Annotated in this window: 23 protein-coding genes and 1 other RNA gene; 6 read left to right on the top strand and 18 right to left on the bottom strand. The window is 58.5% G+C overall.

Features of this window, described 5'->3' with window-relative positions; genetic code table 11:
* Nucleotides 1–5: 5 nt before the first annotated feature.
* From mraY to rsmI, 9 genes are all read right to left on the bottom strand, one after another.
* Nucleotides 6–1,088: a phospho-N-acetylmuramoyl-pentapeptide-transferase gene (gene mraY, locus ACA055_RS24650; protein ID WP_007904350.1), complete on the bottom strand. Its 1,083-nt coding sequence runs from the start codon at nt 1,086–1,088 to the stop codon at nt 6–8.
* The gene (locus ACA055_RS24655) at nt 1,088–2,455 is read right to left on the bottom strand and encodes a UDP-N-acetylmuramoyl-tripeptide--D-alanyl-D-alanine ligase (protein WP_497680996.1); all 1,368 of its coding nucleotides are present in this window, start codon (nt 2,453–2,455) and stop codon (nt 1,088–1,090) included. The genes mraY and ACA055_RS24655 overlap by 1 nt, the downstream gene beginning before the upstream one ends.
* Nucleotides 2,448–3,911 (bottom strand): UDP-N-acetylmuramoyl-L-alanyl-D-glutamate--2,6-diaminopimelate ligase, encoded by a 1,464-nt coding sequence (locus ACA055_RS24660; protein ID WP_497680997.1) that lies wholly within the window; start codon nt 3,909–3,911, stop codon nt 2,448–2,450. The genes ACA055_RS24655 and ACA055_RS24660 overlap by 8 nt, the downstream gene beginning before the upstream one ends.
* Nucleotides 3,911–5,650: a peptidoglycan D,D-transpeptidase FtsI family protein gene (locus ACA055_RS24665; RefSeq protein WP_497684481.1), complete on the bottom strand. Its 1,740-nt coding sequence runs from the start codon at nt 5,648–5,650 to the stop codon at nt 3,911–3,913. Before ACA055_RS24665 ends, ACA055_RS24660 begins: the two co-directional genes overlap by 1 nt.
* Complete coding sequence (gene ftsL, locus ACA055_RS24670; protein ID WP_003205353.1) at nt 5,650–5,943, bottom strand: cell division protein FtsL; 294 nt, start codon at nt 5,941–5,943, stop codon at nt 5,650–5,652. The genes ACA055_RS24665 and ftsL overlap by 1 nt, the downstream gene beginning before the upstream one ends.
* Nucleotides 5,940–6,887 carry a 16S rRNA (cytosine(1402)-N(4))-methyltransferase RsmH gene (rsmH, locus tag ACA055_RS24675; protein WP_497680998.1) on the bottom strand — a complete coding sequence of 316 codons (948 nt, stop codon included), beginning with the start codon at nt 6,885–6,887 and terminating at the stop codon, nt 5,940–5,942. Before rsmH ends, ftsL begins: the two co-directional genes overlap by 4 nt.
* Nucleotides 6,884–7,339, bottom strand: a complete 456-nt coding sequence (gene mraZ / locus ACA055_RS24680; protein WP_008147486.1) for a division/cell wall cluster transcriptional repressor MraZ — start codon at nt 7,337–7,339, stop codon at nt 6,884–6,886. Before mraZ ends, rsmH begins: the two co-directional genes overlap by 4 nt.
* A gap of 448 nt (nt 7,340–7,787) precedes the next feature.
* Nucleotides 7,788–8,141, bottom strand: an RNA gene (gene rnpB / locus ACA055_RS24685) — RNase P RNA component class A.
* A gap of 75 nt (nt 8,142–8,216) precedes the next feature.
* Entirely contained in the window at nt 8,217–9,122 is a 906-nt protein-coding gene (gene rsmI, locus ACA055_RS24690) for a 16S rRNA (cytidine(1402)-2'-O)-methyltransferase (protein WP_497680999.1), read from the bottom strand.
* A 176-nt stretch (nt 9,123–9,298) separates the two neighbouring features.
* On the opposite strand from rsmI, the gene ACA055_RS24695 reads away from it, so the two are divergent.
* The 4 genes from ACA055_RS24695 to ACA055_RS24710 all read left to right on the top strand — a co-directional run bounded on the left by ACA055_RS24695 (nt 9,299) and on the right by ACA055_RS24710 (nt 12,745).
* Complete coding sequence (locus ACA055_RS24695; RefSeq protein WP_497681000.1) at nt 9,299–11,110, top strand: penicillin-binding protein activator; 1,812 nt, start codon at nt 9,299–9,301, stop codon at nt 11,108–11,110.
* Nucleotides 11,110–11,472 carry a YraN family protein gene (locus ACA055_RS24700; protein ID WP_497681001.1) on the top strand — a complete coding sequence of 121 codons (363 nt, stop codon included), beginning with the start codon at nt 11,110–11,112 and terminating at the stop codon, nt 11,470–11,472. The genes ACA055_RS24695 and ACA055_RS24700 overlap by 1 nt, the downstream gene beginning before the upstream one ends.
* Before the next feature lie 104 nt (nt 11,473–11,576).
* Nucleotides 11,577–12,170 (top strand): phosphoheptose isomerase, encoded by a 594-nt coding sequence (locus ACA055_RS24705; protein WP_007972584.1) that lies wholly within the window; start codon nt 11,577–11,579, stop codon nt 12,168–12,170.
* Complete coding sequence (locus tag ACA055_RS24710; protein WP_497681002.1) at nt 12,167–12,745, top strand: BON domain-containing protein; 579 nt, start codon at nt 12,167–12,169, stop codon at nt 12,743–12,745. The genes ACA055_RS24705 and ACA055_RS24710 overlap by 4 nt, the downstream gene beginning before the upstream one ends.
* A 53-nt stretch (nt 12,746–12,798) precedes the next feature.
* Here ACA055_RS24710 and ACA055_RS24715 read toward each other — a convergent pair whose 3' ends face one another.
* From ACA055_RS24715 to rplM, 7 genes are all read right to left on the bottom strand, one after another.
* Nucleotides 12,799–13,212, bottom strand: coding sequence for a ClpXP protease specificity-enhancing factor (locus ACA055_RS24715; protein ID WP_008155980.1), 414 nt, complete (start codon nt 13,210–13,212; stop codon nt 12,799–12,801).
* A 16-nt stretch (nt 13,213–13,228) separates the two neighbouring features.
* Nucleotides 13,229–13,846, bottom strand: a complete 618-nt coding sequence (locus ACA055_RS24720) for a glutathione S-transferase N-terminal domain-containing protein (protein WP_007905304.1) — start codon at nt 13,844–13,846, stop codon at nt 13,229–13,231.
* Between the two features lie 150 nt (nt 13,847–13,996).
* Entirely contained in the window at nt 13,997–14,779 is a 783-nt protein-coding gene (locus ACA055_RS24725) for a cytochrome c1 (RefSeq protein ID WP_497681003.1), read from the bottom strand.
* The gene (locus ACA055_RS24730; RefSeq protein ID WP_497681004.1) at nt 14,779–15,990 is read right to left on the bottom strand and encodes a cytochrome b; all 1,212 of its coding nucleotides are present in this window, start codon (nt 15,988–15,990) and stop codon (nt 14,779–14,781) included. The genes ACA055_RS24725 and ACA055_RS24730 overlap by 1 nt, the downstream gene beginning before the upstream one ends.
* On the bottom strand, nt 15,990–16,583 hold the full coding sequence (petA, locus tag ACA055_RS24735) for a ubiquinol-cytochrome c reductase iron-sulfur subunit (protein WP_095192981.1): 594 nt from the start codon (nt 16,581–16,583) through the stop codon (nt 15,990–15,992). The genes ACA055_RS24730 and petA overlap by 1 nt, the downstream gene beginning before the upstream one ends.
* Nucleotides 16,584–16,850: 267 nt before the next feature.
* The gene (rpsI, locus tag ACA055_RS24740) at nt 16,851–17,243 is read right to left on the bottom strand and encodes a 30S ribosomal protein S9 (RefSeq protein WP_002555064.1); all 393 of its coding nucleotides are present in this window, start codon (nt 17,241–17,243) and stop codon (nt 16,851–16,853) included.
* Between the two features lie 14 nt (nt 17,244–17,257).
* Nucleotides 17,258–17,686, bottom strand: coding sequence for a 50S ribosomal protein L13 (gene rplM, locus ACA055_RS24745; RefSeq protein WP_007905295.1), 429 nt, complete (start codon nt 17,684–17,686; stop codon nt 17,258–17,260).
* A 245-nt stretch (nt 17,687–17,931) separates the two neighbouring features.
* On the opposite strand from rplM, the gene ACA055_RS24750 reads away from it, so the two are divergent.
* A complete protein-coding gene (locus ACA055_RS24750) occupies nt 17,932–18,972 on the top strand; it encodes an NADP(H)-dependent aldo-keto reductase (RefSeq protein ID WP_497681005.1) in 1,041 nt (346 codons plus the stop codon).
* Between the two features lie 126 nt (nt 18,973–19,098).
* Here ACA055_RS24750 and ACA055_RS24755 read toward each other — a convergent pair whose 3' ends face one another.
* Entirely contained in the window at nt 19,099–20,235 is a 1,137-nt protein-coding gene (locus ACA055_RS24755) for an acyl-CoA dehydrogenase family protein (protein ID WP_497681006.1), read from the bottom strand.
* A 245-nt stretch (nt 20,236–20,480) separates the two neighbouring features.
* Here ACA055_RS24755 and ACA055_RS24760 point away from each other — a divergent pair, with 245 nt between their 5' ends.
* Nucleotides 20,481–21,377 carry a GlxA family transcriptional regulator gene (locus ACA055_RS24760; protein ID WP_497684482.1) on the top strand — a complete coding sequence of 299 codons (897 nt, stop codon included), beginning with the start codon at nt 20,481–20,483 and terminating at the stop codon, nt 21,375–21,377.
* Between the two features lie 83 nt (nt 21,378–21,460).
* Here the strand turns inward: ACA055_RS24760 and zapE are convergent, their stop codons facing one another.
* Complete coding sequence (gene zapE / locus ACA055_RS24765) at nt 21,461–22,555, bottom strand: cell division protein ZapE (protein ID WP_497681007.1); 1,095 nt, start codon at nt 22,553–22,555, stop codon at nt 21,461–21,463.
* Nucleotides 22,556–22,576: the final 21 nt, after the last annotated feature.

A 22,576-nucleotide genomic window follows, 5' to 3' on the forward strand; every position in this document is an offset into this window, starting at 1 on the left:
TCGTTCTACCTCAGCTTCAGGGTGGCAAGGCCGACCAATACGAGAATCACGGTGATAATCCAGAAACGGACGATCACACGCGGCTCGGGCCAGCCCTTGAGTTCAAAGTGGTGGTGAATCGGAGCCATGCGGAACACACGGCGACCGGTCAACTTAAAGGAAGCAACCTGAATGACGACGGACAGGGTCTCCATCACGAACACGCCGCCCATGATGAACAGGACGATTTCCTGACGGACGATCACTGCAATGGTGCCCAAAGCCGCGCCCAGCGCCAGTGCGCCGACGTCGCCCATGAAAACCTGTGCCGGATAGGTGTTGAACCAGAGGAAACCCAGGCCGGCGCCGATCAACGCTCCGCAGAACACAATCAGCTCACCGGCGCCCGGCACATAAGGGATCAGCAGGTATTCAGCGAATTTCACGTTACCCGACAGGTAGCAGAAGATCCCAAGCCCGCCGCCGACCATCACGGTTGGCATGATCGCCAGACCGTCGAGGCCATCAGTCAGGTTGACCGCGTTGCTCGAGCCGACGATCACGAAATACGTCAAGACGATAAAGCCCGCGCCCAGCGGAATGCTGTAGTCCTTGAGCATCGGCAGGATCAGGGTGGTTTCTACCGGCGTCGCCGCGGTCATATAAAGGAAGATCGCCGCGCCCAGGCCGAACACCGATTGCCAGAAGTATTTCCAGCGACTCGGCAAGCCACGGGAGTTTTTCTCGATCACCTTGCGGTAATCGTCGACCCAGCCGATGGCGCCGAACAGCAAGGTCACCAACAAGACGACCCAGACATAACGGTTGGCCAGGTCAGCCCAGAGCAAGGTGCTGACGCCGATGGACGAAAGAATCAGCGCGCCACCCATCGTTGGGGTGCCGGATTTGGACAGGTGCGATTGTGGACCGTCGTTGCGAACGGATTGACCGATCTGACGGTTCTGCAAAGTGCGGATCATCCACGGGCCATAGCACAGCGACAAAACCAGCGCGGTCAGCACACCGAGGATCCCGCGCAGGGTCAGGTACTGAAAGACCGCGAAGCCTTTGTAGAACTGTTGCAGATACTCCGCTAGCAGCAGCAGCATTAATGTTTCTCCAGGCTGGACCCGCACAAAGCGGCGACGATGTTTTCCATCGCAGCGCTGCGCGAGCCCTTGATCAAAATGGTGGTGTTTGTGTCTTGTTCGGCGCCCAGTGCCTTGATCAGCTCAGCCTGAGTGCTGAAATGAAAGGCCTGTGGGCCGAAAGCGTTCACGGCGTGAGCCATCATTGGCCCGACGGCATAAAGCGCGGAAACCTTGCCACGGGCGTACTCGCCCACGTCGCGGTGCCCCTGCTCCGCCCAATCGCCCAATTCGCCGATATCCCCGAGCACCAGGACGGTGCGGCCGGAAAAGCCGGCAAGTATATCAACGGCGGCGCACATCGAGGTGGGGTTTGCGTTGTACGTGTCATCGATCACGCGCATGCCATTAGTAGCCAGCTGCGCGACGGTGCGACCCTTGACCGGTTGTACCGCGCCGAGGCCGGCAGCGATGCCGGACAACGACACGCCCAGGGCATGAGCGGCAGCGGCGGCGGCCATGGCATTGGCGACGTTATGGGTGCCGAGCAGGTTCAGTTGAACGCGCGCCACACCTTCAGGACTGTGCAGATTGAACGCCGGGCAGCCGCGAGCATCGCGGTCCAGATCGCTGGCGTAAAAATCGGCGATGGTATTGCTCAAGGCAAATGTCAGCACTTTGCGACCGGCGGCGCGGGTCTTCCAGATGTCGAACGCCTTGTCGTCGCGATTGAGAACGGCGACGCCATCGGCATCCAGCCCTTCAATAATCTCGCCCTTGGCTTCGACGATTTTTTCTGGTCCGCCGAATTCGCCAACGTGAGCGGTCCCGGCGTTGTTGAGCACAGCTACGTGGGGCTTGGTCATGCCAACGGTGTAGGCAATTTCGCCGAGCCGCGAAGCGCCGAGTTCGATGACGGCGGCGGTATGTTCCGGCGCCAGTTCGAGCAGGGTCAGCGGAACGCCGAGGTCATTGTTCAGGTTGCCACGGGTGGCCAGCACCGGACCGCGCGTGCGCAGGATGCTCGCGAGCATTTCCTTGACCGTGGTCTTGCCGCTGGAACCGGTGATGGCCGCGACCGGTTGGGTGTAAGCCGCACGGTTCAACGCGCCAAGTTGCCCCAGTGCCTGGCGGGCATCCTTGACCAGCAATTGCGGCAACGTGCTGTCGGCGACTTCGCGCTCGACCAATGCAGCCACGGCGCCCTTGGCCGCGACATCGTTCAGATAATCATGACCGTCGAAGCGTGGACCGGTCAGGGCGATAAATAGCTGGCCCGGCTTGATCGCGCGGCTGTCGATGCTGACGCCATCGAAGCTTGCATCAGCAGACACCAGACGGGCATTCAGTGCGCCGGTCAGTTCGCTCAGTTTCAAGGCTTCAAGCATGGGCCACCTCCCACGCGGTCAAGGCGTGATCGGCCTCGACCAGATCGGAGAACGCGTGGCGTACGCCGTTGATTTCCTGGTAGTCCTCATGACCTTTACCGGCCAGGACAATCACGTCATCCGCCGAAGCACTGGCGATCAATTGGGCAATCGCCTGGCCACGGCCAGCGACGAAGGTGACGTTATCCACAGCCGTAAAACCGGCGCGGATGTCGTCGAAAATCACCGCAGGGTCTTCGGTGCGTGGGTTGTCATCGGTGACCAGCACGCCATCGGCCAGACGCTCGACCACTTCGGCCATCAGCGGACGCTTGCCGCGATCGCGATCACCGCCGCAACCGAACAGGCACAGCAGCCGGCCTTTGGCGTGAGGACGCAGGGCCATCAAGACTTTTTCCAGGGCGTCCGGCGTGTGGGCGTAATCGACCACCACCAACGGCTGGTTGCCGCCGCCAAGACGCTGCATGCGACCGGCGGGGCCTTCGAGTTTCGGCAGGACTTTGAGGATTTCGTCCAGGGCGTAATCCAGACCGAGCAAAGCGCCCACTGCGGCCAAGACGTTGCTCAGGTTGAAACGACCAAGCAGAGTGCTGCGCAAATGGTGCTCGCCCTGCGGCGTGACCAACGTGGCGCGCACACCTTCATCGTCGAACTGTGCTTCGCGGCAATAGAGGTAGGCGCTGGAATCTTCCAGGCTATAGGTGATCAGCCGCGACTCGCGTTTTTCGGCGGCCAGTTGCCGGCCGAAATTATCGTCGAGGTTCACCACCCGGCATTTCAGATCGTTCCAGGCAAACAACTTGGACTTGGCTTCGCCGTAGGCTTCCATGGTCCCGTGGTAATCCAGGTGATCGCGGGACAGGTTGGTCATCACCGCCACGTCGAACGCCAGCGCAGTGACACGGCCTTGATCCAGACCATGGGAAGAGACTTCCATGGCCACGGCTTTGGCACCGGCCTTTTTCAGGTCGGCGAGGGTTGCTTGCACGGCAATCGGATTCGGCGTGGTGTGCAGGCCGCTTTCCAGCGCGCCGTAGAAACCGGTGCCCAGAGTGCCGACGATACCGCAGTGTTGGCCGAGTAGATCAAGGGCTTGCGCGACCAACTGGGTCACGCTGGTTTTGCCGTTGGTGCCGGTCACGCCAACCAGATTCAGGTGGCGGCTCGGGTCACCGTAAAAACGCCCGGCGATGTCCGATAGCTGTGCGGCCAGGCCCTTGACCGGAATCAACGGCACATCGGTAATCGGCAGCACGGTGGCGCCTTCGACTTCATAGGCCACAGCGGCAGCACCGCGCTGCAAGGCGTCGGCGATGTGCGCACGACCGTCGAACTTGCCGCCAGGAACGGCGAGAAACAGATCGCCAGCCCGCACATTACGGCTGTCCAGGGTCAGTTCGCGGATCAACAGATCGCGGCCGGCGTGGGCGAAAATCTTGTTCAGGCTCAGAGACATCAGCCGCGCCCTCCATTGGCTTTCAGCGGAACGACTGGTGTTGCGTTCACTTGTTGAGTCGGTGGCAGGTTGTCCGGGGTGATGTTCATCAGGCGCAGGGTCCCGGACATCACTTTGCTAAACACCGGAGCCGAGACCAGGCCACCGTAATAACCGGCTTTGGTCGGTTCATCGATCACCACCACAATCGCGTAACGCGGATCGCTCATCGGGCCGAAACCGGCGAACAACGAGCGGTAGGAATTCTCGGCATAGCCTTTGGTGCCGACCGACGTTTTACGCGCGGTACCGGACTTGCCGCCCACGTGATACGCCGGCACCTGCGCACGGAACACGCCGCGCGGGGCTTCGATCACTTGTTGCAGCATGGTTTGCATGGTTTTCGCGACGGCTTCCGGCAGCACTTCAGTGGTTTGCGGCGCCTTGTCGGTCTTGATCAGTGTTAATGGCGCGAGGCGACCGTTGTTGGCCAGGGCCGAGAAGGCATGGACCAACTGGATCGCCGTCACGGAAATACCGTAGCCATAGGACAGCGTGGCGGTTTCAGCCTTGCGCCATTCGCGGTAGTTCGGCAGGTTGCCGACGCGTTCGCCCGGGAAGCCGAGGCCGGTGTCCTGGCCGAGACCAACTTTCTGCGCCAGACGGAAAATCGTTTCGCCGCCGATATCGAACGCGACCTTACTCATGCCGACGTTACTGGAGTTGATCAGAATGCCGGTCAGGTCGAGGACCGGACCTTCGCTCTTGGATACGTCCTTGATGGTGTACTTACCAATCTGCAAGGTGCCCGGGTACACCTCGACGGTATCGCTCGGTTTCCAGCGACCGGTTTCTATCGCGGCGCTCATGGAGATCGCTTTCATGGTCGAACCCGGTTCGAACACGTCGATCATCGCGCGGTTACGCATCATCGCCGGTTGCAGGTTGCGACGGTTGTTCGGGTTGTAGGTCGGCTGGTTGACCATGGCGAGGATCTCGCCGGTCTTCACATCCATGATCACCAGGCTGCCGGCCTTGGCGCCGTTCTCGATGATTGCGTTACGCAGTTCGCGGTTGGCCAGGTATTGCAGACGCAGGTCAATGGACAACGCCAAGGGCTTTCCGGCCTTGGCGTTTTTGGTGACCTGGACATCCTTGATAAGTCGGCCGCGCCGATCCTTGATGACCTGCCGCTTGCCGGCGACCCCGGCCAGCCATTCGTCATAGGCCAGTTCGACACCTTCACGACCGTGGTCATCGATGTCAGTAAATCCGACCATATGGGCCGTGACTTCACCGGCCGGATAGAAACGCCGGAACTCTTCGATCCCGTAAACGCCCGGTACTTTCAGATCGAGCACGGACTGGCCCTGCTCAGGCGTCAGCCCGCGCACCAGGTAAATGAATTCTTTATTGGCTTGAGCCTCGAGACGTTCGCTCAAGGCTTTTGGGTCTTGCCCCAGAGCCGCCGCCAGTGCAGGCCACTTTTCTTTGGCCAACTGCATTTCCTTGGCGTTGGCCCACAGGGTGGTGACCGGGGTGCTGACGGCCAAAGGCTCGCCGTTACGGTCGGTGATCAGACCACGGTGAGCCGGAATCGGGATATGACGAACGCTGCGCGCGTCGCCCTGGCCTTTCAGGAAGGCACGGTCGACCACTTGCAGGTCAATGATGCGCCAGGCAATCGCCGCCACCATGATACCGAGCAAACCCAGCACCAAGCGGAACCGCCATGGGAAGAGCGCGCCTTCAAGTTTCATCATGGCGCCACCATCTGCACTTCAGCGGCGCCAGGAATACGCATCTTCAGTTGCTCGGTCGCCAACACTTCGATACGGCTGTGGGCGGTCCAGGTGCTCTGCTCGAGAATCAACCGGCCCCACTCTGCCTGCGCCTTGTCGCGCACGCTCAATTCGTTGTACAGCGAGTTCAACAGTTGACGGTTCCAGTGGGCGCTATAAGACACGCCGATGGCCGACACGAGCACGCCGATAAACAGCAGCAGCATGAAAAAGCTTCCGCCGGGAAGTGGCTTGGCGAAAAGCTTGCTCACCGCAACTTCTCCGCGACACGCATGACGGCGCTACGGGAACGTGGGTTGGCTTTGAGTTCGGCCTCGGAGGCGGACTGCGCTTTGCCATGGACTTTGATTTTCGGTTCGAAGGCGACGTGACGCACCGGCAGGTTGCGCGGCAGGTTGTCGGCTTCGCCCTTTACCAGTTTGCGCATGAACAGTTTGACGATGCGGTCTTCCAGCGAGTGGAAGCTGATCACCACCAGACGACCGCCAATTTCCAGGGATTCCAGTGCGGCTTCAAGGCCGGCTTCCAGATCGCCCAATTCGTTGTTGACGTGAATACGCAGGCCCTGGAACGCACGGGTTGCCGGGTTCTTGCCCTTTTCCCACGCCGGGTTGGCGACTTTCAGGACTTCAGCCAGATCGCCCGTGCGCTCGAATGGCTTGATGTCGCGACGCTCAGCCACGGCACGGGCCATGCGACCGGAAAAACGTTCTTCGCCGTATTCCTTGAACACACGAGCGATTTCTTCCACTGGCGCGGTGTTGACGAATTCGGCGGCGCTGATCCCGCGGGACGGGTCCATGCGCATGTCCAGCGGGCCATCGTTGAGGAAACTGAAGCCGCGTTCCGGGTCATCGAGCTGTGGCGAGGACACACCCAGGTCGAGCAAGACACCGCTGACCTTGCCGGCCAGACCGCGGTCGGCGACTTCCGATCCGAGCTCGGCAAAGCTGCGCTGTACAACGACAAAGCGGCCGTCTTCGGCCGCTAGCGTTTGCCCTGTGGCAATCGCTTGAGGATCTTTATCGAATCCGAGTACCCGACCATCGGGACCGAGCTGGCTGAGGATCAACCGACTGTGCCCGCCGCGCCCGAACGTGCCGTCCAGATAGCAGCCATCAGGACGTACGGCGAGAGCCTCCACGGCTTCGTCAAGCAGTACGGTGATGTGGTTAAAGCCGCTATCAATAGTCACAGGATCAAATCACGCAGTTCATCAGGCATGGCGCCCGGTTGTTGAATAGCAGCCAGGTCAGCGGCAGAAACCGCATCCCAGGCATCCTCGTCCCACAATTGGAACTTGTTCAGTTGGCCTACCAACATCGCGCGCTTATCCAACTTGGCATATTCGCGAAGACGCGGTGGAACCAGAAAACGACCACTGCCATCGAGCTCGAGGTCGACGGCATTACCAATCAGTAAACGTTGCAGGCGGCGGTTCTCTTCGCGAAGCGAAGGCAGTGCGCGCAGTTTGGTTTCAATAATTTCCCACTCATCGAGGGGGTAAACACACAAACACGGATCAACGGCATCAATTGTGACGATTAACTGACCGGAACTACGCGAAACGAGCTCGTCACGGTACCGGCTCGGCATGGCGAGACGGCCCTTTGCATCGAGACTGATAGCGTTAGCTCCGCGAAACACGTCAGCGTTTCTCCAAATTTTAGCGTTTTGAGCTCAAAAAACCCACTTCATGCCACTTTCCGCCACTTGTGCACACTATAGGAATGCGGCTACCGCACCGTCAAGGCGCGGTTTAAAGGAAAAGCCTTACAGAACTGAGATTTAGGAGCATAAAAGGAGGGCTAACGAGAATCCGAGGTGCGTTCTTGCTCAATAACTTGAATCAGCGCTGAAGGCTGCGTTCGAAAGTTAAAGTAATTTATTAAGAGTAAGATTTTTTCGGTATTACGAAAGTGCTTCTGCTGACGATTCTGAAAGGAGGGAAATCTGTGTTGCGTTGAGGTCACGCGATTCCTACCAGCGCAGGCCAATCGATATTACCAACCTCCTTCTTCTGAAGAGTCTGGAAGGAGGAAAATGGCTATCACCAGCACCCTGCTCAATGATTAAAGCAGAGGGAAGAAAAAAGGTGGAGAGTCGATCTGTAAGCCGGGTTCTGTCTTGAACAGTCATTCGTCTACGATGGCCATCACTGGACATCTTTAGCAACCTACCCGGTCCCAGCGCGGGCCACGCCTTGGGACCCTATTTGGTCTTGCTCCAAGTGGGGTTTACCTAGCCACGAACTGTTGCCAGACGTGCGGTGCGCTCTTACCGCACCTTTTCACCCTTACCGGCGCCGAAGCGCTTAGGCGGTTATTTTCTGTGGCACTTTCCGTAGGCTCACGCCTCCCAGGCATTACCTGGCACTTCGCCCTATGGAGCCCGGACTTTCCTCCCCCCCCTAATTTTCATAGAGGGCAGCGACTGTCCGATCGACTCTCCGCCGCAAAGGTTAACGGCAGAGCGGCCGAAGAACAAGCGCTAAACGCCTTGGACCACGCCTGCACGTCGGGTTTTACTCGCCCTTTTGTTTATCCAGCGCGACCTGATAGAGCACATTCTTGCGCTCCCCGGTAATTTGCGCTGCCAATGCCGCGGCTCGCTTGAGCGGCATCTCTTCCAGCAACAGGTTCAAGATACGCATCGCTTCACTGCTGACCGCGTCCTCAGTCTCGGGAGCAGACCAGCCTGCCACCAACACCACGCATTCGCCGCGCTGCTGATTGCTGTCCGACTCGACGAACTCGCGCAACTCGGCAAGCGGCAAGCCTTTAAGGGTTTCGAAGGTTTTGGTCAGTTCGCGCGCCAGCAACGCCGGGCGCTCGCCGCCGAATACCAGCTCCATGTCTTGCAGGCACTCAAGAATACGGTGCGGGGCCTCATAGAAGATCAATGTGCGCGGCTCTTCCTTTACCAGTTCAAGACGCGCACGTCGCCCAACAGCCTTCGCGGGCAGGAATCCTTCGAAGATGAAACGATCCGACGGCAGACCCGCCGCCGATAACGCCGCAATCAATGCACAAGCACCCGGCACCGGCACGACATTGATCCCCGCGGCGCGAGCCTGACGTACCAGGTGATAACCCGGATCGGAAATCAGCGGCGTGCCGGCGTCGGAAATCAGCGCCACGTCATCGCCAGCAAGCAATCGCGTGATAAAGCGGCTACCTTCATCCCGCTCATTGTGTTCATGGCAGGCCGCCAGTGGCGTGGGAATACCGAAATGCTGCATCAGCCGCTGGGAATGGCGGGTGTCTTCGGCGGCGATCAACGCGACATCGCGCAGGATTTTCAGCGCACGCGCACTGATGTCGTCCAGGTTGCCGATGGGCGTCGCCACCACATAAAGCGAGCCAGCAGCGGAATTCAAAGCACCTGGAGCAGTCAAAGCGCACACCTCATGATCGGTAAAAACCGCCATTGTAGCGCGTCGCGACGTCCGCGATACGCGCAAGCCACCCTCGGTTTTGCAGCCTTTTGTGCAGCGCTGCAACATTTGCACGAGCTAAATTGATCGATTCACACCAGTAACATCGCGCCCCGGCCAGTGCTTGGGTACAATTCCACGCTAATTTGATCGAGTATCAGGAACACTACATGATCGCTTGCCTGCGGCTGTTCACTGCCCTCTGCCTCGCTGCCTTGCTGGCGGCTTGCGCCAGCTCGCCCTCTTCCAGCCTTGGCGAACTTCCACGGACCCCGGACGCCAGTATCGAGCAACTGCTCGACCAGGCTGCCAAAAGCAAAACGCCGGAACAAGCCGCCCTGTTGCGCCTGAGCGCGGCAGACCTGGCCTATCGTCAGGGCAATGCCGGCCAGTCCGCGCAAATCCTGCAACAAGTGCCTGTCGAACAACTCAAGCCGGGGCAACAGGTCTTCGCCAGTACCCTGGCGGCGGAACTGGCGATGGCCCGCAATCAGCCCAAAGCGGCGTTGACTGCCTTGAGCCATCCAAGCCTGCAACGCTTGAGTGAACTGCCAGTCGAACAACAGGTTCGCACCGGCACCGTTCACGCCCGCGCCCTTGAAGCCGATGGGCAGACCCTGGCCGCTGCGCGGGAGCGAATCTTCATCGCTCCGATGCTTGAGGGTGAAGCCGCCGGCAAAAACCACGAAGCCATCTGGACCTTGATTGCTTCGCTGCCGACCGATCAATTGCAACCAACCTCCACCGATGACCTCGGCGGCTGGATGAGCCTGGCCCTGGCCGTGAAAACCGCCGGCACCCTGGAACAGCAGCAAGCCGCGATCGACACCTGGCGCGAACAGAATCCTAAACACCCGGCAGCCATCCAATTACCGCTACCCCTGACCAAGCTCAAGGAGCTGGCCAGCCAGCCTCTGAGCAAGATCGCCCTGCTGTTGCCGCAAGACGGCCCGCTGGCCTCGGTCGGCAAAGCGTTGCGCGAAGGCTTCATGGCCGCTCATTACCAGGCACAACAAGCCGGGCAGAAACCGCCAGCCATCGAGGTCTATGACAGCTCGCGCCTGACGTCCATGGACGAGTTCTATCGCAAGGCCCAGGCCGATGGCGTGCAACTGGTCGTCGGTCCGCTGGAGAAGCCGCTGGTCAAACAGCTCAGCGTTCGCCCGCAGTTGCCGATCACCACCCTGGCACTGAACTACAGCGAGGGCGAACAAGGTCCGGCCCAACTGTTCCAGTTCGGCCTTGCCGCTGAGGACGAAGCACGCGAAGTGTCCCGTCGCGCTCGCGCCGATGGCTTGCATCGCGCCGCCATCATGGTGCCGAAAGGCGAATGGGGCGACCGTGTACTCAGGGCGTTCAGTCAGGACTGGCAAGCCAACGGTGGCAGCATCGTCGCCACCGAACGCGTCGACCAGCCGGTGCAACTGGCCCAGCAGATTGCCGACATGTTCCAGCTGCGTCAGAGCGAAGGCCGCGCCAAGAGCCTGCAAAGCACTGTTGGTGCGCAGGTCGCCGCCCAGCCTTCGCGTCGCCAGGATATCGAATTCATTTTCCTGGCTGCAACGCCTCAGCAAGCCCAGCAGATCAAACCGACCCTGAACTTCCAATACGCGGGTGACGTGCCGGTTTACGCCACCTCTCACGTGTTCAGCGCCAGCGGCGATCAGAACCAGTACAACGACATGACCGGCATTCGCTTTTGCGAAACCCCATGGTTGCTGGATGCCAACGATCCACTGCGCAAACAGGTCACCGCTCAATGGCCACAAGCCGGTGGCAGCCTGGGTCGCCTTTACGCAATGGGTGTCGACGCCTATCGCCTGGCACCGCGCCTGGGGCAACTCAAGGCATTGCCGGACAGCCGCATCGAAGGTCAATCGGGCAGCCTGGGCATGACTCAGAACCAACGTGTCGAACGCCAGCTGCCATGGGCAGAGTTCGTCAACGGTCAGGTTCAACGCCTGCCGGACACCTCGCGCTGATGCCCGACAGGTCACGCCAGCAAAGCGGTAAAGATGCCGAGCGACAGGCGCTCGAGCATCTTCAACAACGAGGTCTGCGCCTGCTGGCGCAGAACTGGTTGTGTAAACGCGGTGAGCTTGATCTGGTCATGCTTGATGGCGATACAGTAGTATTCGTTGAAGTCCGCTACAGAAAAAACACTCAATGGGGTGGTGCGCTCGATAGCATCGATGGGCGCAAACAGCAGAAACTGATTTTCGCCGCGCAGTATTTTCTTCAGCGCGAGTCGCGCTGGGCCAATTCCCCTTGCCGCTTCGACGTGGTTGCCATCGACAGCAACCTCGATCAGTTGAACTGGTTGCAGAATGCCTTCGACAGCTGATCGCATGCGCCCCGAACCGGACACTTTCACCCAACACTTTTGCTCTTTGCTTTGCGGGCTGCACATTCATGTGCCGAGTAGCCGCGCTAATTAAGGTCACACAGATGGACATGCAATCCCGAATTCGCCAGCTTTTTCAGGCCAGTATCGACACCAAGCAACAGGCGATGGAAGTACTTGCACCGCACATCGAGCAAGCCAGCCAGGTGATGGTCAACGCCCTGCTCAACGAAGGCAAAATGCTCTCCTGCGGCAATGGCGGTTCCGCTGGTGACGCCCAGCATTTCTCGTCGGAGCTGCTCAACCGCTTCGAACGCGAGCGCCCGAGCCTGCCAGCCATTGCGCTGACTACTGACAGCTCGACGATCACCTCGATCGCCAACGACTACAGCTACAACGAAATCTTTTCCAAACAGATCCGAGCCCTCGGCCAGCCGGGCGATGTATTGCTGGCTATTTCCACCAGCGGTAACTCGGCAAACATAATTCAAGCGATCCAGGCCGCACATGATCGCGAAATGATTGTCGTAGCATTGACCGGTCGCGATGGCGGCGGCATGGCGTCGCTGCTATTGCCCGAGGACGTCGAGATTCGCGTACCGGCCAATGTCACCGCACGTATTCAAGAAGTCCACCTGCTGGCGATCCACTGCCTTTGCGACTTGATCGACAGCCAACTGTTCGGGAGTGAAGAATGACCCCTAATCGACTAGGCCTACTGGCCCTGACCCTGTGCCTCGGCATCAGCGGCTGCACCTCGGTGGTTAAAGCCAGCCGTGAAGCACCGATTGAAGATGACCGCGGCACCCGCACCTTCGGCAGCAAGATCGATGACTCCCTGATCGACACCAAGGTCGGTGTGAACGTTGCCAAGGCCGATCCGGCCCTGGATAACGACTCGCACATCGTCGTCACCAGCTTCAATGGCGTGGTACTTCTCGCCGGGCAAACGCCGCGTGCGGACCTCAAGGCCAAGGCCGAACAGGCTGCCGCTGCCGTCCAGCGCGTGAAGAAGGTCCATAACGAACTGCAGGTCCTGCCGCCGTCCGGCTTCATCGCACGTCAGAACGACACCTGGCTCACCACCAAGATCAAGACCCAGATGCTCGCCGATGCCAGCATCCCCGGTTCGCGCATCAAGGTTGTGACCGAGAACGGTATCGTTTATCTGCTGGGCCTGCTGACCAAGCAGGAAGCCGCCCAGGCCACCAATCTGGTGCAAAGCGTTGCCGGTGTGCAGAAGATCGTGAAGTTGTTCGAATACATCGACTGATCTCCCTTGGGGAGCGCATAAAAAAAGGCGATCCATCCGGATCGCCTTTTTTATTACTTCACCACTTTCAAACTGGGTCGACCGCTGGGACGCGGCGGCTCGCTGTCGGGTGGCGGAATATCGTCATCCGGCTCGATCTCTTCCTCGTCTTCCATAGGCGATTCCAGATCGAACACCATGCCCTGGCCATTCTCCCGAGCGTAAATACCCAGGATCGATGCAATAGGCACGTACAGGGTGTGCGGCACGCCACCAAAGCGCCCCTCGAAGCTGACCGCTTCGTTGTCCATGTGCAAATGACGCACGGCTGCCGGTGATACGTTCAGGACAATCTGTCCGTCACTGGCAAAACCCTGAGGTACCTGCACCGACGGATACTCGGAATTGACCAGCATGTGCGGGGTGCAATCGTTGTCCACAATCCACTCGTAGAGCGCGCGGACCAGATAAGGTCGACTGGAGTTCATAGCGGCTCCTTAAGCCTTAGCGCATATCGCGTTCGACACCAGACAGACTCGCCTGGAAAGCCTCACGCGCAAACGAGCGCTCCATGTAATCAAGCAGCGGCTTGGCAGGCCGCGGCAGTTCAATACCCAGAATCGGCAATCGCCAGAGTATTGGCAATAGGCAGCAATCCACCAGACTTTGTTCCTCACTGAGGAAAAACGGCTTGTCGGCGAACAACGGCGACACGCCTGTCAGGCTTTCGCGCAGCTCTTTACGAGCCACGACACGGGCTGCTTCCTTGGTCCGCGAATCCAGGATCAGATCCACCAGACCACACCAGTCACGCTGAATACGATGAATCAGCAGACGGCTGTTGGCACGCGCCACTGGATAAACCGGCAGTAAAGGCGGATGCGGGTAACGCTCATCCAGATATTCCATCACCACGGTCGACTCCCACAACGCCAGGTCACGATCGACCAGGGTGGGCAAGCTGCCGTAAGGGTTCACTTCGATCAGTTTAGGCGGCTGGCGACCAGCTTCCACGTAAATGATCTCGGCGCTGACACCCTTCTCTGCAAGTACGATGCGCACTCGGTGGGAATAGTGGTCGGCGGGGTCGGAGTAACAGGCCAACCGATTGGTCACGCCCATGGCGGTCCTCCTCGCTTGTTGAAATTATCGGAAGCGGAAAAACGCGCGCGCCCAGAGGGCGCCTCTCGTAACGCCTGGATCACCAGGCTCGTTACACCTTCAGAGACGCCCTTGGGCGCGCGCGATTAACAGCAATTGCTTACAGCTTTATCAATGGACGTCTTTCCAGTATTCGCGCTTGAGCAAGTAAGCGAATACGAAGAAGAACGCCAGGTACAGCAACACATAGGTACCGATGCGCTGATGCTGCAGCTTCACCGGGTTGGCCGAATAGGCCAGGAAGGTCACCAGATTCTTGACCTTCTCGTCGAACTGCTCTTCGTTCAGCGTGCCGGTTTTTGGCAACACGGTCAGCTGGTCGCACGCTTCATGAGTCAAAGGCGTACCGGTCAGCGGGTCGTATTGCTTCTTGCCGTCTTCGACGACTTGAACCTGTTTGCAGCCTACCACCTGACGACCCTGCAGGCCGACCAGAACGTTAGGCATCCCGACGTTCGGGAACACCTTGTTGTTCACACCCCAAGGACGCGATGGGTCTTCGTAGAAGGACTTCAGGTAACCATAGAGCCAGTCAGTACCACGAACACGAGCCACCAGGGTCAGGTCGGGTGGCGCGGCACCGAACCAGGTCTTGGCGTCAGCCGGCTGCATGCCGATGTTCATGTGGTCGCCAATCTTGGCGCCGGTGAACACCAGCTTCGAGAGCATCAGATCGTGAGGAATGCCCAGGTCATCGGCCACACGTTCGTAACGCTGGAACTTGGCGCTGTGGCAGCCCATGCAGTAGTTGGCAAAAGTACGCGCGCCATCCTGCATGGCAGCCTGGTCGGAAACGTCGATGTCGACTTTTTCCAGCTCGGGACCACCCTGTTCGGCCGCAAAGGACAGCGCAGGCATGGCAGCAAGAATCAGTACAGCAAATAGCTTTTTCATCAGCCAGTCACCCTATCCGGAACCGGTTTGGTCTTCTCAAGCCTGGTGTAGAACGGCATCAGAATGAAGTAGGCGAAGTACAGGAAGGTACATACCTGCGACAGCAACGTACGGCCTGGAGTCGGCGCCAACACGCCCAGAATCCCCAGGATCACGAAGGAGATGCAGAACAGCACCAGCCAGATCTTGCTCAGCCAGCCTTTGTAGCGCATCGACTTCACCGGACTGCGGTCCAGCCACGGCAGGACAAACAACACTGCAATCGCAGCACCCATGGCGATAACGCCCAGGAGCTTGTCCGGAACCGCCCGCAGAATCGCGTAGAACGGAGTGAAGTACCAGACTGGAGCAATGTGCTCAGGCGTCTTGAACGGGTTGGCCTGTTCGAAGTTCGGCTTCTCGAGGAAGTAGCCACCCATTTCCGGGAAGAAGAACACGATGGAACAGAAGATGAACAGGAACACCACCACACCGACGATATCTTTAACGGTGTAGTACGGGTGGAAGGCGATGCCATCCAGCGGTACGCCGTTTTCGTCTTTGTGCTTCTTGATGTCCACGCCATCCGGGTTGTTCGAACCCACTTCGTGCAGCGCCAGAACGTGCAGCACCACCAAACCGAGAATCACGATTGGCAGCGCAACGACGTGCAAGGCGAAAAAGCGGTTCAGGGTAATACCGGAAATCAGGTAGTCACCACGGATCCACTGGGTCAGGTCGTTGCCAATGACCGGGATCGCACCGAACAGCGAGATGATCACCTGGGCACCCCAGTAGGACATCTGGCCCCAAGGCAGCAGGTAACCCATGAACGCTTCAGCCATCAGCGCCAGGTAGATCAGCATGCCGAAGACCCACACCAGTTCACGGGGCTTCTGGTACGAACCGTAAAGCAAGCCACGGAACATGTGCAGGTAAACCACGATGAAGAACATCGAGGCGCCGACTGCGTGCAGCAAACGCAAGATCGAGCCGTGGTTGACGTCACGCATGATCCCTTCAACGGAAGCAAAAGCCTCTTCCGCCGACGGGGTGTAGCTCATGGTCAGCCAGACACCGGTAACGATCTGGTTGACCAGAACGAGCAGTGCAAGGGAGCCAAAGAAATAGAAGAAGTTGAAGTTCTTCGGGGCGTAGTACTTGCTGAGATGGTCTTCCCACATTTTGGTCGCGGGAAAGCGCGCATCAACCCAATCCATGAACTTGCTCATCACGCTTTCTCCGTATCGACGCCAATGATGATGATCTCATCGGTCTCATAGGAATGCGGGGGAACTGGCAGGTTCAAAGGCGCAGGTTGCGACTTGTAGACGCGGCCAGCCAGATCGTAGTGGGAACCGTGGCAAGGGCAGAAATAACCACCCACCCAATCCTTGCCCAGATCAGCAGGCGCCACTTCCGGACGGAAGGTCGGCGAGCAACCCAGGTGCGTGCAGATACCGATCAGCAGCAGAACCTCTGGCTTGATCGAACGCGTTTCCGGGTCGACGTAGGTCGGTTGTGTCGAGTTCTTGGAGGTCGGGTCAGACAACTGGCCCTCGATCTTTTTCAGATTCCCCAGGATTTCCTCGGTACGGCGGACAATGAACACCGGCTGACCACGCCACTCAGCAATCATTTGCTGACCTGGTTCGATTTTGCTGACATTCACCTTCACCGGTGCACCTGCGGCTTTCGCCTTGGCACTGGGAAACCATGACCCCACGAACGGGACCGCAGCCCCCACCGCTCCTGCAGCACCCACCACGGATGTGGCTGCTACCAAGAAGCGACGCCGGCCTGCATTCACGCCGTCATTGCTCATTCAGTCCTCTCCCATCAGCTTTGTGGCCTGTTAAATCAGGCGTCTACTAAGTAAAAATCTGAACTTATAAAAATTTTGCCGAATGGTAATGAAAAGCCCCAATTCTGACAAGGTAATTACCTAAGGGCTTCACTGCCAAGCCTTGCAGTATAGGGCTTCTACGGCTGTGGCAAGTTGTCACAGAGCAATTCCTTGATAAATCGCGCCCATAAAAAAACGCCCAGCTTCGCGAGGAAACTGGGCGTTCTTTTTGAACGCGAAAGCGAATTAACGCTTCGAGTACTGCGGACGCTTACGCGCTTTACGCAGACCAACTTTCTTACGTTCAACTTCACGAGCATCGCGAGTAACGAAGCCAGCTTTGCGCAGAGCGCCACGCAGGGTTTCGTCGTACTGCATCAGTGCGCGAGTGATACCGTGGCGGATTGCGCCAGCTTGACCACTTACACCACCACCGATCACGGTGACGTAGATGTCGAACTTCTCGACAGTCTCAGTCAATTCCAGCGGCTGACGAACTACCATGCGGGCAGTTTCGCGACCGAAGAAATTATCCAGCGAACGATTGTTGATGGAGATGTTACCAGTACCCGGACGCAGGAAAACGCGTGCGGTTGCGGTCTTGCGACGGCCAGTGCCGTAATTTTGAGTCGCCGACATAATGAACTATTCCGTTAAAACTTCAGTTCTTGGGGCTGCTGAGCAGTATGAGGGTGAACAGCGCCCGCATAGACTTTCAGCTTACGATACATGTCGCGACCCAGCGGGTTCTTAGGCAGCATGCCTTTGACCGCGGTCTCGATCACGCGCTCAGGGGCTTTAGCGATCAGCTTTTCGAAGTTGATCGACTTGATGCCGCCCGGGAAACCGGAGTGGGAGTAGTAGATTTTGTCGGTGGTTTTAGCACCGGTTACACGAATCTGCTCGGCATTGATAACGACGATGTAATCGCCGGTGTCAACGTGAGGAGTGTACTCAGCTTTATGCTTGCCACGCAGACGGCTCGCGATTTCGGTGGCCAGACGACCCAGGGTCTGACCCGCAGCATCGACGACAAACCAGTCGCGCTGTACTGTTTCCGGTTTAGCAGTAAAAGTTTTCATTCTTTATAGCCTCAGGGGCCGCCCTGTAAATTAGACGGCGGATCTTACTGAATAGTGCGTACTTTGACAAGTCAAAGGCAGCCGGATACAGACGCTTTCGGGGGCTCGGGTCGGCGCGTCCGTTCAACGGCAAGATTCTTCGGCGGCGGCGCATCACTTCCACTGCAGAAAGAGGTGCGCAATTATGCAGATTGCGAAAAATAATTCAACCTGCTTTTATGATTGTTTTGCCCAAGGAGCACCCGATGGACTATCGCCAGCTAGGCCGAACCAATCTGAACGTGAGTGCCATCTGCCTCGGAACCATGACCTGGGGCGAGCAAAACAGCGAGTCTGAAGCCTTCGCGCAGATCGAACGGGCCAAGAGCGCCGGGATCAATTTCATCGATACCGCCGAAATGTACCCGGTGCCACCAAAGGCCGAAACCTACGCCACCACCGAGCGCTACATCGGCAATTACTTCAAAAGTCGCGGTGATCGCGCCGACTGGATCCTCGCCAGCAAGATCGCCGGCCCCGGCAACACCATCGACTACATCCGCGACAAAAACCTGCGACATAACCGCCAGCACATCACCGAAGCCGTGGACGCCAGCCTCAAGCGCCTGCAAACCGACTACATCGACCTGTATCAGTTGCACTGGCCGGAACGCAGCACCAATTTCTTCGGTCAACTGGGCTACAAACACAAGAGCGAAGCCAACCTCACGCCGCTGGAGGACACCCTCGAAGCGCTGGACGAACAGGTCAAGGCCGGCAAGATCCGCCACATCGGCCTGTCCAACGAAACACCGTGGGGCACCATGCGCTTTCTCGCCCTGGCCGAAGCCCGTGGCTGGCCGCGAGCGGTGTCGATCCAGAACCCCTACAACCTGCTCAACCGCAGCTTTGAAGTCGGCCTGGCGGAAATCGCCATCCGCGAACAGTGCGGGCTGCTCGCCTATTCGCCGCTGGCGTTCGGTTTCCTGTCGGGCAAGTACGAAGGTGGTGCGCGTCCGCCGAAAGGTCGCCTGAGCCTCTATAGCCGCTTCAGCCGTTATTTCAATCCGCAGTCGGAAGCGGCGTGCAGCCGTTATGTGGCGTTGGCCCGTGAACACGGCCTGGACCCGGCGCAAATGGCACTGGCGTTCGTGACGCAACAGCCGTTCGTGACCAGCAACATCATTGGCGCGACGACGCTGGAGCAACTGGACAGCAACATTGCCAGCTTCGATTTGAAGCTGTCGGATGAAGTGCTGGCGGGGATTGAGGCGATTCACAAGGATCACCCAAACCCGGCGCCTTGATTGCCTGACAAGAAGCCTTCGCGAGCAAGCCCGCTCCCACATTTAACCGAGTTCTCCCAAAAAGAAAGCGGTCGAATGTGGGAGCGGATTTGCTCGCGAAAGCGGTCTAACAGTCCCTGAAATGCATCAAAGCGACCGCGCAATAATCTCCTTCATGATTTCGTTGGTCCCGGCATAGATCCGCTGCACCCGCGCATCCGCCCACGCCCGGGCCACCGGGTATTCCCACATGAACCCGTAACCGCCATGCAACTGCACGCACTCGTCGAGTACCTTGCATTGCAGGTCCGTGCCCCAGTATTTGGCCATCGCCGCCGTCGGCACGTCGAGCTTGCCTTGCAGGTGCAGTTCCAGACAGCGATCGACAAAGACCCGGCCGATCTGGATCTCGGTGGCCATCTCCGCCAGTTTGAAGCGGGTGTTCTGGAAGTCGGCGATGGCCTTGCCGAACGCCTTGCGCTCGCGGGTGTACTCCAGTGTCCATTGCAGCGCCGCTTCGGCCGATGCCAGGCCACCGACGGCGACCGTCAGTCGCTCCTGCGGCAGTTCCTGCATCAGGTAAGCGAACCCCATTCCGGCCTGGCCCAGCAGGTTTTCCTTCGGCACCCGCACATCCTGGAAGAACAATTCGGAGGTGTCCTGAGCCTTCATGCCGACCTTTTCAAGGCGCTTGCCCTTGGCGAAGCCCGGAGTGTCGGCTTCCACCAGAAACAGACTGGTGCCCTTGGCGCCGGCCTTCGGATCGGTCTTGGCCACGACAATCACCAGGTCGGCGAGATAGCCGTTGGTGATGAAAGTCTTCGAGCCGTTGATCACATACTCGTCGCCATCGAGCACTGCGGTGGTTTTCACCCCCTGCAGGTCGGAACCGGCGCCCGGCTCGGTCATCGCAATGGCGGTGACCATCTCCCCGGACACCAGTTTTGGCAGGTATTTGTGCTTCAGCGCTTCACTGCCGTAATGCAGGATGTAGGGCGCGACGATGTCGGAATGCAGGGAAAAACCGATACCGGTCAGGCCCAGGCGTCCCACCTCTTCGATCACCACGGCGCTGTAGAGAAAGTCCGCTCCCAGCCCGCCATATTCTTCCGGCAAGTGCGAACACAGCATCCCCGCCTCCCCTGCCTTGTTCCAGAGTTTGCGGTCGATGTAGCCTTGTTTTTCCCATTGCCCATGGAACGGCACGGCTTCTTTTTCAAGGAACGTTCGTACGCTGTCGCGAAAAAGTTCGTGCTCGGAACTGAACAAGGTTCTGGGGATCATGCGGCACCTGTCGTTATTGTTAGAGGGAATTGACCTTCAGAGACTAAGCCTCGCGTCCGATACAGGACACTGGACACATCCGACAAAAAATAAGACGATCCAGCCGTCTGGTGACCACTTTCCCCTTATAAAAATAAAGTTGAATTATGTCTAAGCAAGTCTCCACGCCCCTGCGGCGCGTCAGCATCCTGGCTATCGACCGGGTTTTCGCTTCCACCCTCATGCAAGCCAAGGATTTCTTCCACCTGGCCAGCTTGCGCTATGGCAAACAACTGGGCCACGGCCTGACGCCGGCGTTCGAAACCCGGCTGGTCAGTCCCGACGGCAAACCCGTGAACAGCTTCAGCGATGTGATCATGCCGGTGGACGGCGGTCTGGAAAACGCCGACATCATCGTGCTGCCCGCGTTCTGGGACGATTTCGAAACCCTTTGCCAACGTTATCCACAGGTCCTGCCGTGGCTGCGTCAGCAACATGCTCGCGGCGCGGTACTTTGCGGTGAGGCCACTGGCGTGTTCTGGCTTGCCGAAGCCGGGCTGCTCGATGGCAAGGAAGCGACCACTTACTGGCGTTTCTTCAACGCCTTCGCTGAACGCTTCCCCAAGGTTCAGCTCAATCAGGACAAGCACCTGACCGACGCCGACAACCTCTATTGCGCCGGCGGCACCACCTCGGCGTGCGACCTCTACATTTATCTGATCGAGCGTTTCTGTGGCGCCAACGTGTCCCAGGCCGTGGCCCGCGACATTCTCTACGAAGTACGGCGCAGCTACTCTCCGGGAAGAATCGGTTTCGGTGGGCAGAAGCTGCACCAGGACGTGATCATCCTGCAGATCCAGCACTGGCTCGAAGAACACTTCGCCGACAAGTTCCGCTTCGAAGACGTCGCTCGCGAGCACGGCATGAGCATCCGCAACTTCATGCGCCGCTTCCAGACCGCCACCGGCGACAAGCCCCTGCATTACCTGCAACGCCTGCGCATCGAAACCGCCAAGGGCTTGCTATCCGGCAGCAGAAAAAGCATCAAGACCATCAGCTATGAAGTCGGTTACGACGATGCGAGTTTCTTTGCGCGGTTGTTCCGCCAGCACACTGAGCTCTCGCCGAACCAGTATCGGCAGCAGTTTCAGCAGGCGGCGTAGGAATCAACACCGCTCCCACATTGGTTCTTCGGAGAATAAAAAAAGGCCTGCATTGCAGGCCTTTTTTTATTTTCCGAAACGTCCTACGGCTTGTGCGCCCGGGACAGGAATTCGTGGGACTGCATTTCCAGCAGACGGCTGAGGGTGCGCTGGAACTCGAAGTTCAGGCGACCGCCGGTGTAGAGGTCTTTGAGCTCGACTTCGGCAGAAATGATCAGCTTCACGTTACGGTCGTAGAACTCATCGACCATGTTGATGAAGCGTCGGGCGATGTCGTCGGTGGTGACGCTCATTTGCTCGACACCGCTGAGCAATACGGCGTGGAAGATCTTGCCCAGTTCGATGTAGTCGTTCTGGCTGCGCGGGCCGTCGCACAGTTCGCGGAAGTCGAACCAGGCCACGTCATCGCAGGTGCGCACGGCACGGATTTCGCGGTTCTCGATCATCAGCACGTCATTTTCGATGGCTGCGGTGCATTCCGGCGTCAGGGCGCGGAAGCTTTTGCGCAGGCTTTCGTGGGACGCGTCGTCAAGCGGGAAGTGGAACAATTCGGCTTGCTCAAGGTGACGCAGACGATAATCGACGCCACTGTCGACGTTGACGATTTCGGTGTTCTGCTTGATCAACGCAATGGCCGGCAGGAAGCGTGCGCGTTGCAGGCCGTCCTTGTAGAGGCCGTCCGGCACGATGTTCGAGGTCGCGACCAGGGTCACGCCGTTCTTGAACAGCTCTTCCATCAACGTGCCGAGAATCATCGCGTCGGTGATGTCAGACACGAAGAATTCATCGAAACAGATCACCCGGGCTTCGTCGGAGAAACGCTTGGCGATGATGGTCAGCGGGTTTTTCTCGCCGCCGAGGGTCTTCATCTCTTCGTGCACGCGCTTCATGAAGCGGTGGAAGTGCGTCCGGACCTTTTCCTTGAACGGCAGCGCTTCGAAGAAGGTGTCGACCAGGTAAGTCTTGCCGCGGCCAACGCCGCCCCAGAAGTACAGGCCCTTGACCGGCGCCTGTTCTTTCTTGCCAAACAGTTTGCCGAGCAGGCCCGGTTTGTTGTTCGACGCAGCAACCAGGTCGTCGTACAGGCGCTGCAAATGGCGCACCGCAGTTTCCTGCGCAGCGTCATGGAAGAATTCCGGACGTTTCAGATCAGCTTGATATCGTTCTAGGGGCGTCATAATTCGTTAGCAAGGCAACAA

Source organism: Pseudomonas sp. LBUM1657, from assembly GCF_059716075.1.